This is a genomic window from Rhizobium sp. 22-785-1 (genome assembly GCF_053521965.1).
Map to the genome: position 1 here is coordinate 210,832 of NZ_JBNWDI010000004.1, position 12,498 is coordinate 223,329.

The following is a 12,498-nucleotide window of genomic DNA, read 5'->3' on the forward strand; positions in this document are numbered from 1 at the left end:
TGATCAGAACGGCTCGTGGTGGAGCCCACTGCGTGGTCTTGCAGCAGAAAAGCTAGCGGGAGATTTGAAGCCGTGCTCTACTGCGCACGAAACGAAACGATAGTTCCGCCTTCATAGTGTCCGGAACCGGGTACGACCGGAGACAATGGCGACATATTGACCACGGGATGGCAGATATCGGTATACCTGCTGCCATCGCGTCCGCTGACGACGAGAACCGAACACTCCCGAACATAATAGGCCGTACGGGGTGCCGGCTGATAAGCATAAGATTTACGCGGCAATTCGCGGTAATGGGGGTGCGAGGTCACCAGATCGGCGGCCGACGCCACGACTGTGCCTGCCAGACTGGTGAAAGCGAACGCGACCAGCAGCTTGCGAACTTGAATCTTCATTGCGAACTATCCTTAGAAGGCCAGATGAGCACGATGGGAATAACGTAATTGAAAAAGCGATATAACAATTCCAGCGTAAAGTCATGAAGGCCGTCATACCTCGGACGACATTCTGACTCCTGCAGAAAACCTCATTGCAATACCGTTGATGCAGTAACGAAGACCGGCTGGCTTGGGTCCATCACTGAAGACATAACCCAGATGACCGTCGCAGCGAGAGCAGCTTACTTCCCGTTGGGAACCAATGCTTGCTTCTGTCACCGCACCCGGAACAGCAGCGAGGAACGTTGGCCAACCAGACCCTGCGTCGAATTTACGGTGAGATGGAAATAATGGCGCGTCGCATGCAGCGCAGGCGAATACGCCGTTGCCGACCTCCGAAAGGAGAGCACTCGACCCGGGACTTTCCGTGGCCTTGTTGCGCATCACATCAAAAACATCCGGATCGAGACGTTGCCGCCACGCCTCTTCGGAAAGCTTTAAACGATCCGCTGCTGCAATGGCCGGGCTCGTGCTGCGCAGGACTATGCCGGCAGAGACGAAACCTGAAATGCCAAGAAGCAACTTGCGTCTGGTCGTCATCTTCCACCTGTTACGCACCAATTACGTCAATCTCTATCATCATTTTATGTAACAACAAAGAATTTAGGGACAACGGAGATAATGTGGTGACACGCTTCCTTCTTGTTTTTGCAGACTGTCCCAAGCAAGTCAGCTCAAGTCTTGCCAGCACGACATCTTATGACGAGCAGTTTACTCCGCCAATTTTCTCAGCGAGCGGCCCGACCATGATGGACGTCGCGGCTTTGGGTGAGGGATGAAGGCCGTCCGGTATCGCTTTCGCCAGCTCATTCTGAGACAGCGACATCCATCGGCTTCGATGATCTATGATCTCGACACCATTTGCCTTCGCCTGCCGGATATGGGCGTCGATGTAGAGGCTGAAATAGGGACGGGCCATTCCGGCCATTCCCGATACAGGGTTCATGATCTGCATGATGATCCTCGCATCTGGCAGACCGCGCCGAAGTGAAGAGAAAATGGCGCCGATCGTATCGCCGCTCGTTGAAACGGAGGTGAAGCGATTGAGAGCAGCATCGTTGGCGTAAAATTCGACAAGAACCACGTCCGGCTTCAGACGGATCACCTCTGAGGTATGCTCAAGTCCCCAGGACGATGGCGCACCACTTTTGGCAACCATTTCGACCGTAGCAGACCAGCCGAGACAGGCGGAAAGCTTTTCAGCCAGAGGACCTTGCCAGCCGCCTCGCGCGGTTAGGGAGGTGCCAAATGCGACAATCTTTAAGGGGTGTTTTTGGCTGTCGAAATTCTGCGCCGTCGCCGCTATCGTAACACTTCCAAACAAAACCAAGAATGACTGGTACAGACGCTTCATTTTGGAGATTGTTCTTTCAGCCCATCATGGGCGTTGGAGCAAAATTCCATCGGGCATCGATATGTCGAAATACAGGGGATGGGCTCTCCACCCCCTGCTTTGCCGTGATTACGCGCCCTTGCCTACGCCGGAATAGGTAAAGCCGTGCGCCTCGACTTCGGCTGCACGGTAGACATTTCGCAGATCGACCAAAACCGGGCTCTTCATCAGCGACTTCAAGCGGTCGAGATCCAATGCGCGGAACTGGTTCCATTCCGTTACCAGAACGACGACATCTGCGCCTTCAGCCGCCTGGTACGGGCCCTGGGCAAATTCGATATCTAGCATAGGCTTGGCATTTTCCATGCCCTCGGGATCGTAGCCAGAAACGATAGCGCCAGCATCCTTCAAGGTCTGGACAACAGCAATTGCCGGGCTGTCACGCATGTCGTCGGTATTTGGCTTGAAGGTAAGACCGAGTACCGCAACCTTCTTGCCCCGCACATCGCCACCGACGGCTGCAATAACCTTGCGGCCCATGGCGCGCTTTCGGTTGTCGTTGATCGCAATCGTTGTTTCGATCAGTCGCACGGGCGCTTCATAGTCCTGAGCGGTCTTCGCCAGTGCCAGAGTGTCCTTGGGGAAGCAGGAGCCGCCGTAACCGGGACCGGCGTGGAGGAACTTCGAGCCGATACGACCATCCAGTCCAATACCGCGCGACACATCCTGAACATCGGCGCCCACCTTTTCACATAGATCGGCGATTTCGTTGATGAAGGTGATTTTCATCGCAAGGAAACCGTTCGCTGCATACTTGATCAATTCGGACGTACGACGCGAAGTGAACAGCAACGGAGACTGGTTGAGGTAAAGCGGACGGTAAACTTCGGTCATGACCGCCTTGGCGCGCTCATCGGAATGGCCAACGACGATACGATCGGGACGCTTGAAGTCGTCGATTGCGGCACCTTCGCGAAGGAATTCAGGATTGGACACCACAGCGAAATCTGCGCTTGGGTTTGCCTCGCGAACGATGCGCTCGACCTCGTCACCCGTACCCACAGGAACGGTCGACTTGGTCACGATTACCGTGAAGCCTTTAATCGACAGAGCGATCTCGCGGGCTGCTGCATAGACATAACCGAGGTCGGCGTGACCATCACCGCGACGTGACGGCGTACCGACGGCGATGAAGACTACATCCGCATCGGCAACGGCAGAGTCGAGCTCAGTAGTAAAGGAGAGGCGGCCTGCCTCCACATTCGTGGCAACCAGCGCATCGAGACCCGGCTCAAAGATTGGAATGGCGCCGTTGTTCAGAGCTTCGATCTTTTCCGCCGCCTTATCGACACAGATGACGTCATGTCCGAAATCTGCAAAGCAAGCGCCAGAAACAAGGCCCACATAACCCGATCCAACCATTACTATGCGCATATTATCCCCTCATATCGGCGAGTAAATCCAGTTAATTGAAATTCAATATCTTATTTCTTGTTTATTGCAACGCACAATATACATCTCGCTGTGAGTTATTGGCATGGTATTATGCTTGCTGTTTTTTAGAGAAAGCAAATGTAACGCCAATCCGAAGTTGCCATGATTACATAGACGAATTTTAGCGTGATCGACTTGCACAAGTAAAGTTGCGGCCTTCTCACGATCAACGAGTAGTATGCTTGCAGCACTGGGCATCTTAGGTTCAAATCAAGTATTCACATTAGTCCAATTCGGCTTGGAGCGGCGGTCAAATGATGTGTTGCGCGCGATTCCGGGATAAACGGTCGTCTCGGCGACTAGTGCGGTGCACCGCTGCCAATAGACGAAGATCAACTCTAGAACGAAAATACATAATTGTGTCAGCGACGTTATGTCGTGCGCCAGTCTCCAGGAACCAGTCCGACGTCTTTGCCAGGCTTGCATCCTGCCCTCCGCAGTGCCAGACAGAATTGGAAAGCTGGTAGGCATACAGAGGCGGAATCATGGATAGAACGGTTTACTTAAATGGCGCATGGTTTGCGGAAGGTGAGGCGAAAGTGTCGATCTTTGATCGCGGCTTCCTCTTCGCGGATGCCATTTACGAAGTGACGGCGGTCATTCAAGGCAAGCTTGTCGATTATCCGGGCCACGTAGCGCGACTGAAGCGTTCGCTTGGTGCGCTTGGTATCGCCATGCCGGTTGCAGAAGAGGACTTGCTGGAACTGCACAAGCAGATCGCACGACGCAACGGCGTCGAAGATGGGCTCATCTACCTGCAAATTTCCCGAGGCGTCCAGGATCGCGACTTCGTCTTCCCCGAAACGATGGAGCCGACCTTTGTCATGTTCACCCAGAAAAAGAAGGTGCTGGACAATCCGAAATGGAAGACGGGACTTTCCGTCAAGACCGTGGCTGAGGGCCGATGGTCCGACAGGCAGATCAAGACCGTGCAGCTTCTCTATTCGTCGCTTCGCAAGACAGAAGCCAACCGGGAAGGCTATGACGACGTGCTCTTCGTCGAAAACGGCCACATAACCGAGGCGAGCTCCGCAAATTTTCACATCGTCACGCAGGAAGGCGTTTTGGTCACGCGTGACTTGTCGAACGCGCTGCTGCATGGGATCACACGCGGCTCAATCCTCCACCTGGCCAGAGAGGCCGAACTCGTCGTAGAAGAGCGCGCCTTTACGCCGCAAGAGGCCAAATCCGCTTCGGAAGCGTTTGTGACCTCCGCGACCAGCTTTGTAACTCCGGTGGTTCGGCTTGATGGCGAGAAAATCGGCACGGGCGAAACGGGCCCGGTTAGCGGCAAACTGCTCGAAATCTATATCCATGAGCAGCTTGCTGCGGGCATTCCCGTCGCGAACTAGCCTATTCTTCAAAAGATCAAGCGCTCACACAGCTGATGCGTGCGTTGCTCGATTTGCGATGCTCACTGAAGGCCGCCGTGATTGCACGCAATGTCTCGCGCGTTTTGGCGTCGGTGAGCGAGGAGTGCAGCATGATCGATAGCGAGGGATTGGGCGGCAGACCGAGCGCTTGGCCTATCTCGATCATTTCGGGCGTTGCCAACCGGCAGGGGGAATGCCACCACCGCAAGGCCAGCGGAGAGCGCCGCGGTGACGGCGGACGTGCCTCCGCCGCTTGCCGAAAGGCTACTGCTTCACCGGGGGCCGAAGTTTGTGATACCGCTCGGCCTCCTCATCATCAGTGTGGGGTTCATGCTCTTGGTGTTGGTGATCAGCAGCGAGTATGCAAGTTGGGTGATTTTGCTGCTTGATTGCGCCTTGGCCGGCATCGGGCTGGGTCTCACCAATACGCCCGTCACCAACACGGCAACAACAGCAGTGCCACCGGAACGCAGCGGGATGGCCTCGGGCATGGATATGAGCGCCCGAATGATCTCGCTATCCATCAACGTTGCGCTGATGGGCCTGATCTTGTCGAGCAGCATCTCCGGCTACGTCCTGGAGGCACTTCCCAAGGCACCCTCGGACGCCATGCTGGGGATCATTTCGGATTTGATATCGGCAGGAAACCTAGCCATCACCGAAAACCACGGCGTGTCCGTCGCGCTGGCGCAAGAGGCGCTAGCGCATGGCATCGGCAGGGTCACTCTTTACGGTGCGATGTCTGCGATGATCCTGGCCTTGGCTTCACAATCTTCGGAGATAGCCGCACGTCCGTTGAAAGCTAGCGGACCGGTCCAGTCGCCCGCCGATACTCTATCATTCGCGCGCGGCTGGTCACAAGCTCCACATGGTCGTCACTGAGCATGTGGAGGCAGACGCGCTTCGTCCAGGGACCATCGTTAAGAGTGAACAGATAGCGCCCGTTTCCAAGGGTGGTCAGTTTCATCCTTTGGCGAAGCGGGCCGATGCCCATAAGGAGCGTACCTGCGACAATCTCAAATTCCGCGCCTTCGTCTGAGCGCCAGCGTCCATCGAGCTTTGCCTGATCCTTTTCATCGGGCGCGATGGGCAGGAACCGTCGGGTCGCATGGCCGACCTCTCCCACGAGTGACGCGTCATCAGACCGAAGACGAATTGGCGATGACGCTGAGTGGGACGAGACCCATCCATCACCATCGTCATAGAGCGTTTCTTCCGCATCGAGAAAACTGCAGGTGCTGCCTTTGATCTCCAGCCACCAAGGCCCGGACCGAGTGACGTAGAGGCCGTCCGGCAAATACGTCGCGGGCTTTGGCAGCGGCAATCCCGTCAGCGCCGCCATGCTTTCGAGTGCAATCTTGAAACCGTTGGTGTCTTCACGATTGGAGAGCACGACAAAGCCGGTACCATTCTGAGGATCGAGCAGAAAATAACTCTTGTATCCGGGATGCGATCCGCCATGGCCGACGAAGCGACGGTTGCCGAGATGCGTCCAGCGCAGGCCAAGGCCGTATTCGCTGAATCTGCCATCGCCAAGCAGGCGGAAAGCAGAGAGTTGACCGAGTACGTCGGCGAACCCATGCTCGCCCTTCAACAGGCAACGCAGCCATGTGACCAGAGACCTGGCATTTCCGGCCAGACTGCCGGAGGCGGAGAGATGGAGGCCGGCGGCGGAAAGCTGCCAACCTGCTTTTGATTTCCAGTATCCCGGCGCAAGGCCGCGCACGGGATCGTTCCATACTTCGGGTGCGACGAGCGAAACGTCCAAGGGTGCCGCGATACGATCTCGGACGAAATTGTCAAAATGCAAACCCTTGCGCACCAATGCTTCTTCGACCAGCCTGTATCCCGTGTTCGAATAGGAGACCTCGCTGCCCGCTGGAAAATTCAATCGCCTCTGGCGCGCCACATAAGCCAGAAGCGATCTCGCGTCGGTTGCGTTGTAAACAGACAGGCCAAGCAAGGAGAGACATTCGCGCACGTCCGGCAAGCCTGCGCTCATATCGAGCGCCTGCCCAACCGTCACGTCGCGCAGCGGAGGTTGAAGCTCCTCCATATGTTTCCCGAGAGGATCGTCAAGGCCGATCACGTCTGCATGGGAAAGCACCATGGCACAGAAGACATGTTTGGTCAGCGAAGCGTAGCGCACGACCGTTTCAGGTGAAAAAGGAGCGAACGTCGCGAGACTTTCAAGCCCACCCGAATGGGCGAAACGAATGCCTAAAAGATCGAAACCGACGATGCATCCTCCCGGCTCGTCCCTGCCCCAGCGAGAAACGAAATCCGCAGCGATTTTTGAAGCGGCACTCCAGTCCATCTCGTTGCTGCCCGTTGAGTTTGTCGCGCCTGCACTTCTGCCTGTTGTCGTTGGCATCGCTTTTACCCTCTTCCTGGTGCCGTGTAACGAACACCATTCTTGCATTGCTTTTGCCCCGTCCTCAGAGATAGAGCAGGACACGATGACATCAGTTGAAAGCGATCCCATGACCGACCAAACCGTCCTGCCTGTCTTCGATGGGCATAATGACGTTCTGCTTCGATTGAAACTCTCCGGTTATCAAAATCCGGAAGCGCGCTTCATCGAAGGCGACAGTATGGGACATATCGACCTTCCCAAGGCCAAAAAAGGCGGATTGGCCGGCGGACTTTGCGCCATCTACATTCCCTCGCCCCGCGGCACGGATGCCAATGGCGATTTACTGGCGCCGACTCAGCAGACGGCACTTGCCACGACACTCGCGATGGCTGGCCTGCTGTTTCGCGTCGAGGCGCAGTCGAAAGGCGGCTTGAAAGTCTGCCGCAGCGCGGCCGATATTCGGGGCGCGATTGGACACGGTGCTTTCGCCTCCGTCTTCCATATCGAAGGTGTCGAAGCCTTCGATGCCGACCTGGAGGCGCTTTATGTTCTTCACCAGGCTGGCCTGCGCACGCTCGGTCCCGTCTGGAGCAGACCAAACATCTTTGCCTATGGCGTTCCCTTCCGCTTCCCATCCTCCCCGGATATCGGCCCAGGGCTGACGGAAGCGGGACGACGTCTCGTCAAGACCTGTAACGAACTCAAGGTGATGATCGATCTGTCCCACATGAATGAGCAGGGATTTTGGGACATTGCCAAATTGTCCGATGCGCCGCTGGTCGCCTCCCACTCGAATGCCCACGCGCTGTGCAACCACAGCCGCAACCTGACCGACCGCCAGCTCGACGCCATTCGTGATACCGGGGGTCTGGTAGGGATCAATTTCGGCGTGCTCTTCCTACGTCAGGATGGCATCAAGAATCCGGATACCGACATTCGCGAACTGGTCCGTCACGTAGACTATATCGTCGAGCGGATCGGCATCGATCATGTGGCGCTGGGCTCCGATTTCGACGGAACCACCATTCCAGCCGCCATGCGCGACGCGTCGGATCTACAGCTGCTCATCGATGAGTTGCGCAAGGCAGGCTACGACCAGCCATCGCTCGAAAAAATCGGCCACGGAAACTGGCTGAGGGTATTGGAGCAAAGCTGGGGTGCTTGAACGAGTGTTCTAGCGCCAATTTTAGCCAATGATCATACTGTAGATAATCTCAAGAGTATTACGAATCTTCGTAATTGTGAAACCACAACGAATTACTGTCATAATCCTGTGTTTGGCACACAAAGCCCCGCTCACGTGGAATAGTAAATGACTGAGAAGAACGACGTTACGGCGATTGGAGAGGCTGAAGCCGGCCTTTCCGGTTTTTTCGAACGCTACAAACCCCATCTGACGTCGCTCGCCGTCATCGCTGTCTTCGTCATGATGACGGTAACGATATACCGCCTGACATCCGAGGTGCGCTATGATGACATCGTCATCGCCCTACTCGACACGAGATGGAAGTCGGCGTTTCTGGCCGTTCTGTTCACCGCGCTAAGCTTTGCCGCGCTGATCTGCTATGATCTGAATGCGATAGAATTTATCGGCAAGCGTTTGAAAAAACCTTCGGTGATCGCCACAGCCTTCATCGCTTACGCCGTCGGCAATACCGCTGGTTTCGGTCCCTTGAGTGGTGGCGCGATCCGCTTTCGCGCCTACACGCGCATGGGATTGACGCCAAGCGATATCGCACGCGTGATCGCCTTCGTCACCCTTTCCTTCGGCCTTGGCCTCCTCTCCGTTAGCGCGCTTGCAACCCTGATCGTAGCGCCACGGGTGGCCAGCATCATGGACGTAGACGCAATCTGGCTGCGCGGTGCTGCGGTCATCGTCATCCTCGTTCTCGCCACGCTGATGTATGTCGGTCGCAACGGTCGCGTCGTTCAGATCAGACAACTCAAGCTTCGCCTTCCAGACAGCCGCACATCATCGCGCCAGTTTCTTGTCTCGGCTCTCGATATCGCAGCGTCTGCGTCCGTGCTCTATGTGCTGCTTCCCGAAACCAATGTCGGCTGGCCAAGCTTCTTTGCCATCTACGCCACCGCCGTAGGTCTCGGTGTCCTCAGCCACGTGCCGGCAGGTCTCGGCGTTTTCGAGGCGGTGATGGTCGCGGGTCTTGGCAACGCCATCAGCCTTGATCAGTTGCTGGGTGGCCTCGTCCTATATCGCATGATCTATCATGTGCTGCCGCTGCTCTTCGCCATCATCCTGATGCTGGTCACCGAGATGAAGCAATTCGCCGCCAAGCCGGTGATGGCCGACATCGGCAATCTGGCCGGACGCCTGGCGCCATCGCTTCTTTCGGCCTTCGCCTTGATCCTCGGCGCGATGCTGATCTTCTCCTCTGTGACGCCGACACCGAACAGCAACCTGGATTTCCTGTCCAACTTCGTGCCGCTTCCCATTATCGAAGCCGCGCACTTTCTCTCCAGCATTCTGGGTCTTGGTCTCGTCGTTGCATCACGCGGCTTGAGCCAGCGACTGGACGGCGCGTGGTGGGTGGCACTTGTGGCCGCGGCGGGCGGCCTGTTCCTTTCGCTGATCAAGGCGATTGCCATTTTCGAAGCGATCTTCCTTGGCATTTTCATCGTCGCGCTGGTTTTCAACATGCGCGCCTTTACCCGCCACGCCTCGCTTCTGCGCCAGGCGCTCGGACCCACATGGATTGCGGCGATGGCGGTGATCGTCGCCGGTGCCGCAACCATTCTGCTGTTCGTCTATCGAGACACGGATTACAGCCAGACATTGTGGTGGCAATTCGAGTTTTCCGAAGAGGCACCCCGCGGACTGCGCGCCGTTCTAGGCCTGGTCCTTGCATCCTCCACCATCGCCATCTTCAGCCTGTTGCGCCCCGTGACCTATCGGCCCGAGGAGATCAAGCCAGAGGATATTGAGAAAGCCACGGCAATCGTTGCCAAACAGGATGTGGCGGACGCCAATCTCGTGCGCATGGGCGACAAGCACATCATGTTCTCGGAAAAGGGCAATGCCTTCATCATGTATGGTATTCGGGGCCGATCCTGGATCGCGCTCGCCGATCCTGTCGGAGATGAAAGCGAGTTTTCCGATCTGATCTGGCAATTCGTCGAAACCGTGCGAGCCAGCGGCGGCCGGGCGGTCTTTTATCAGATCTCGTCCGTTTCGCTACCCTATTGCACCGATGCGGGCCTGCGGGCCTTCAAGCTCGGTGAGCTCGCCATGATCGACCTCAAGCGCTTCGAACTGAAAGGCGGCAAGCTTGCCAATCTTCGCCAGTCTCTTAGCCGTGGCGCCCGTGATGGGCTCAGCTTCTCCGTTGTCGATACGCCCGACGTCCCGGCGATCTACGACGAATTGAAGCACGTTTCCGACTCCTGGCTGGAGCATCACAACACCCGCGAAAAGACCTTCTCGCTCGGATCGTTCGAACGCGACTATGTACTTTCACAACCTGTCGCGGTGCTGCACAAGGACGGCAAGATCACCGCTTTCGCCAATATTCTGATGACCGACACCAAAAGCGAGGTGACGGTGGATCTCATGCGCTTTGCACCCGATGCGCCGCGCGGCTCCATGGATTTCCTTTTTGTCAGCATCATCGAACACATGCGCGAGCAGGGTTACTCCCATTTCAATCTGGGCATGGCGCCGCTATCCGGCATGTCCAAGCGCGACGCGGCTCCCGTCTGGGATCGCATCGGCGGCACTCTGTTCGAGCACGGCGAACGCTTTTACAACTTCAAGGGATTGCGCGCCTTCAAGTCTAAATTTCATCCCAAATGGGAGCCACGATATGTTGCCGTCTCGAACGGCACCAGCGCCGCTCTGGCATTGATGGACGCAACGGTTCTCATCAGCGGCGGCGTGAGAGGAGTGATCGGTAAATGAGATTTTTGAAACGCCTCACAGGCGCATTGCTCACAGCGGCAGTTCTACTGCCCACTCAGGCGCCGGCGCAGGACGCTCAAAAATATGAGACGGGCATGATCCCGGCCGATCATATTCTGCTGCCCGATGGCGACATCACCTCCACCATCTTTCTGGTGTCGGGCGCGAATGGCTGGGATGAGAACACGCAGAAGGAGGCAGACGCCCTTCTCGAAAAAGGTGCCGCCGTCGTCGGCATCGATTTCCCGGAATATATCAAATCGCTCGAGGCAGATGAAGACGATTGCGTCTATATGATCTCCGACATCGAGCAACTGGCGCAGGAAATCCAGCGCAAGGCAGGCGTATCGAACTACAGCCTTCCCATCCTGGCAGGCGCAGGTGATGGCGGCGCGCTGGTGCTGGCGATGATCGCACAGAGCCCGGCCGCAACCATTGGCGAGGGCGTGGCCGTCGACCCAGTGGCCAGCATTCCGCTGAAAAAGATCCTTTGCACCCCTGCCACCAAGGATAAGGACGGCGAGCGCACGATCTATGGGCTGACGGATGGTCCGCTTCCAGCGCCCGTCAGCGTGCTTTTCACGCCCAGTGCCGATCAAAAGGGCCGTGCGCATGTCGACAGCCTCGTGAAGGATCACGAGGACATCGACGTCAAGGACGTGAAGGACGATGCCACGACCGCTCTCGTGCGGACGCTGCAGGACCGCGTAGACGCAGCAGGAAACTCAGACAGCCCACTTGGACTGCCACTGACCATTCTCGAAGCCAAGCCTTCCATGGATACGATGGCGATAGTTTATTCCGGCGATGGCGGCTGGCGCGATATCGACAAGGACGTCGGTGACTTTCTTCAGCAAGACGGCATACCCGTCGTCGGTGTCGACTCGCTTCGCTACTTCTGGTCACAGAAGAAGCCTCAGGACGTCGCCGACGACCTTGCGCGAATTATTGATACCTATCGGAAAGAGTGGAAAGTCAACAACGTCATTCTGATCGGCTACTCCTTCGGCGCGGACATCCTGCCCGCCACCTACAATCAATTGCCCGAGAAGGAGAAGTCTCGCGTGGTGCAGATGAGCCTCCTGTCGCTCTCCCACGAAGTCTCCTATGAGATTTCCGTTGGCGGATGGCTTGGCGTGTCGTCCGATGGCGCCGAAGATCCCGTCAACGACATTGCCAAGATCAATCCCAAGATTGTTCAGTGCGTCTACGGCACGGAAGATGACGAAAGCGCCTGCCCTGCTCTGAAGGACAAGGGGATCGAACTGATCGCCATCGAAGGCGGGCACCACTTCGACGAGGATTACGAAGCTCTGACCCGCAAGATCGTCGCTTCACTGAAACAGCGGCTGCAAAAATAACGCGCGCGCTATTGCTGTCGACATGTTGAATACAGTGTGCAGCCTTTGTATTGCTTGAGATAGCACCAGCCCGAGAATCGAAATCGATTTTCGGGAACTCAGGGTGCGTAGATCCAAAAGACGCTCGAAGCCATGCCGCACCAAGCAGATGAGTTGTTTGCAAAACGCATGGACGTGACAATGACCTGAGGCGTATGCGCTGTCTCATTGATGGTGACGCGCATTCAGGCA

The 12,498-nt window shown here is 56.6% G+C and carries 10 protein-coding genes; 5 read left to right on the forward strand and 5 right to left on the reverse strand.

Annotated elements, in window-relative coordinates; genetic code table 11:
- Positions 1-77: 77 nt before the first annotated feature.
- The 4 genes from ACQZ5M_RS10720 to ACQZ5M_RS10735 all read right to left on the reverse strand — a co-directional run bounded on the left by ACQZ5M_RS10720 (position 78) and on the right by ACQZ5M_RS10735 (position 3,204).
- Complete coding sequence (locus ACQZ5M_RS10720; RefSeq protein ID WP_296103495.1) at positions 78-395, reverse strand: hypothetical protein; 318 nt, start codon at positions 393-395, stop codon at positions 78-80.
- A gap of 93 nt (positions 396-488) precedes the next feature.
- The gene (gene msrB / locus ACQZ5M_RS10725; RefSeq protein WP_296099629.1) at positions 489-977 is read right to left on the reverse strand and encodes a peptide-methionine (R)-S-oxide reductase MsrB; all 489 of its coding nucleotides are present in this window, start codon (positions 975-977) and stop codon (positions 489-491) included.
- A gap of 157 nt (positions 978-1,134) precedes the next feature.
- The gene (locus ACQZ5M_RS10730; protein WP_296103498.1) at positions 1,135-1,791 is read right to left on the reverse strand and encodes an SGNH/GDSL hydrolase family protein; all 657 of its coding nucleotides are present in this window, start codon (positions 1,789-1,791) and stop codon (positions 1,135-1,137) included.
- 108 nt (positions 1,792-1,899) lie between these two features.
- Positions 1,900-3,204, reverse strand: a complete 1,305-nt coding sequence (locus tag ACQZ5M_RS10735) for a UDP-glucose dehydrogenase family protein (RefSeq protein ID WP_296085205.1) — start codon at positions 3,202-3,204, stop codon at positions 1,900-1,902.
- A gap of 545 nt (positions 3,205-3,749) precedes the next feature.
- Here ACQZ5M_RS10735 and ACQZ5M_RS10740 point away from each other — a divergent pair.
- Positions 3,750-4,616, forward strand: coding sequence for a D-amino-acid transaminase (locus ACQZ5M_RS10740; protein WP_449079715.1), 867 nt, complete (start codon positions 3,750-3,752; stop codon positions 4,614-4,616).
- Positions 4,617-4,865: 249 nt separating this feature from the next.
- Positions 4,866-5,519, forward strand: a complete 654-nt coding sequence (locus ACQZ5M_RS10745; protein ID WP_449079716.1) for an MFS transporter — start codon at positions 4,866-4,868, stop codon at positions 5,517-5,519.
- Here ACQZ5M_RS10745 and ACQZ5M_RS10750 read toward each other — a convergent pair.
- On the reverse strand, positions 5,440-7,011 hold the full coding sequence (locus ACQZ5M_RS10750) for a serine hydrolase domain-containing protein (RefSeq protein ID WP_449079717.1): 1,572 nt from the start codon (positions 7,009-7,011) through the stop codon (positions 5,440-5,442). The two genes, ACQZ5M_RS10745 and ACQZ5M_RS10750, sit on opposite strands and share 80 nt — an antisense overlap.
- A 109-nt stretch (positions 7,012-7,120) precedes the next feature.
- Between ACQZ5M_RS10750 and ACQZ5M_RS10755 the strand changes: the two genes are divergently transcribed.
- The 3 genes from ACQZ5M_RS10755 (at position 7,121) to ACQZ5M_RS10765 (ending at position 12,267) form a co-directional block, all read left to right on the forward strand.
- A complete protein-coding gene (locus ACQZ5M_RS10755; protein WP_449079718.1) occupies positions 7,121-8,158 on the forward strand; it encodes a dipeptidase in 1,038 nt (345 codons plus the stop codon).
- Positions 8,159-8,305: 147 nt separating this feature from the next.
- The gene (gene mprF / locus ACQZ5M_RS10760; protein ID WP_449079719.1) at positions 8,306-10,906 is read left to right on the forward strand and encodes a bifunctional lysylphosphatidylglycerol flippase/synthetase MprF; all 2,601 of its coding nucleotides are present in this window, start codon (positions 8,306-8,308) and stop codon (positions 10,904-10,906) included.
- Positions 10,903-12,267 (forward strand): virulence factor family protein, encoded by a 1,365-nt coding sequence (locus ACQZ5M_RS10765; RefSeq protein WP_449079720.1) that lies wholly within the window; start codon positions 10,903-10,905, stop codon positions 12,265-12,267. Before mprF ends, ACQZ5M_RS10765 begins: the two co-directional genes overlap by 4 nt.
- The last annotated feature ends 231 nt before the right edge of the window (positions 12,268-12,498 follow it).

Coding starts and splice junctions, on each gene's coding strand:
- ACQZ5M_RS10720 (WP_296103495.1), bottom strand. CDS start 395: ATGAAGATTCAAGTTCGCAAGCTGCTGGTCGCGTTCGCTTTCACCAGT.
- msrB (WP_296099629.1), bottom strand. CDS start 977: ATGACGACCAGACGCAAGTTGCTTCTTGGCATTTCAGGTTTCGTCTCT.
- ACQZ5M_RS10730 (WP_296103498.1), bottom strand. CDS start 1,791: ATGAAGCGTCTGTACCAGTCATTCTTGGTTTTGTTTGGAAGTGTTACG.
- ACQZ5M_RS10735 (WP_296085205.1), bottom strand. CDS start 3,204: ATGCGCATAGTAATGGTTGGATCGGGTTATGTGGGCCTTGTTTCTGGC.
- ACQZ5M_RS10740 (WP_449079715.1), top strand. CDS start 3,750: ATGGATAGAACGGTTTACTTAAATGGCGCATGGTTTGCGGAAGGTGAG.
- ACQZ5M_RS10750 (WP_449079717.1), bottom strand. CDS start 7,011: ATGCCAACGACAACAGGCAGAAGTGCAGGCGCGACAAACTCAACGGGC.
- ACQZ5M_RS10755 (WP_449079718.1), top strand. CDS start 7,121: ATGACCGACCAAACCGTCCTGCCTGTCTTCGATGGGCATAATGACGTT.
- mprF (WP_449079719.1), top strand. CDS start 8,306: ATGACTGAGAAGAACGACGTTACGGCGATTGGAGAGGCTGAAGCCGGC.
- ACQZ5M_RS10765 (WP_449079720.1), top strand. CDS start 10,903: ATGAGATTTTTGAAACGCCTCACAGGCGCATTGCTCACAGCGGCAGTT.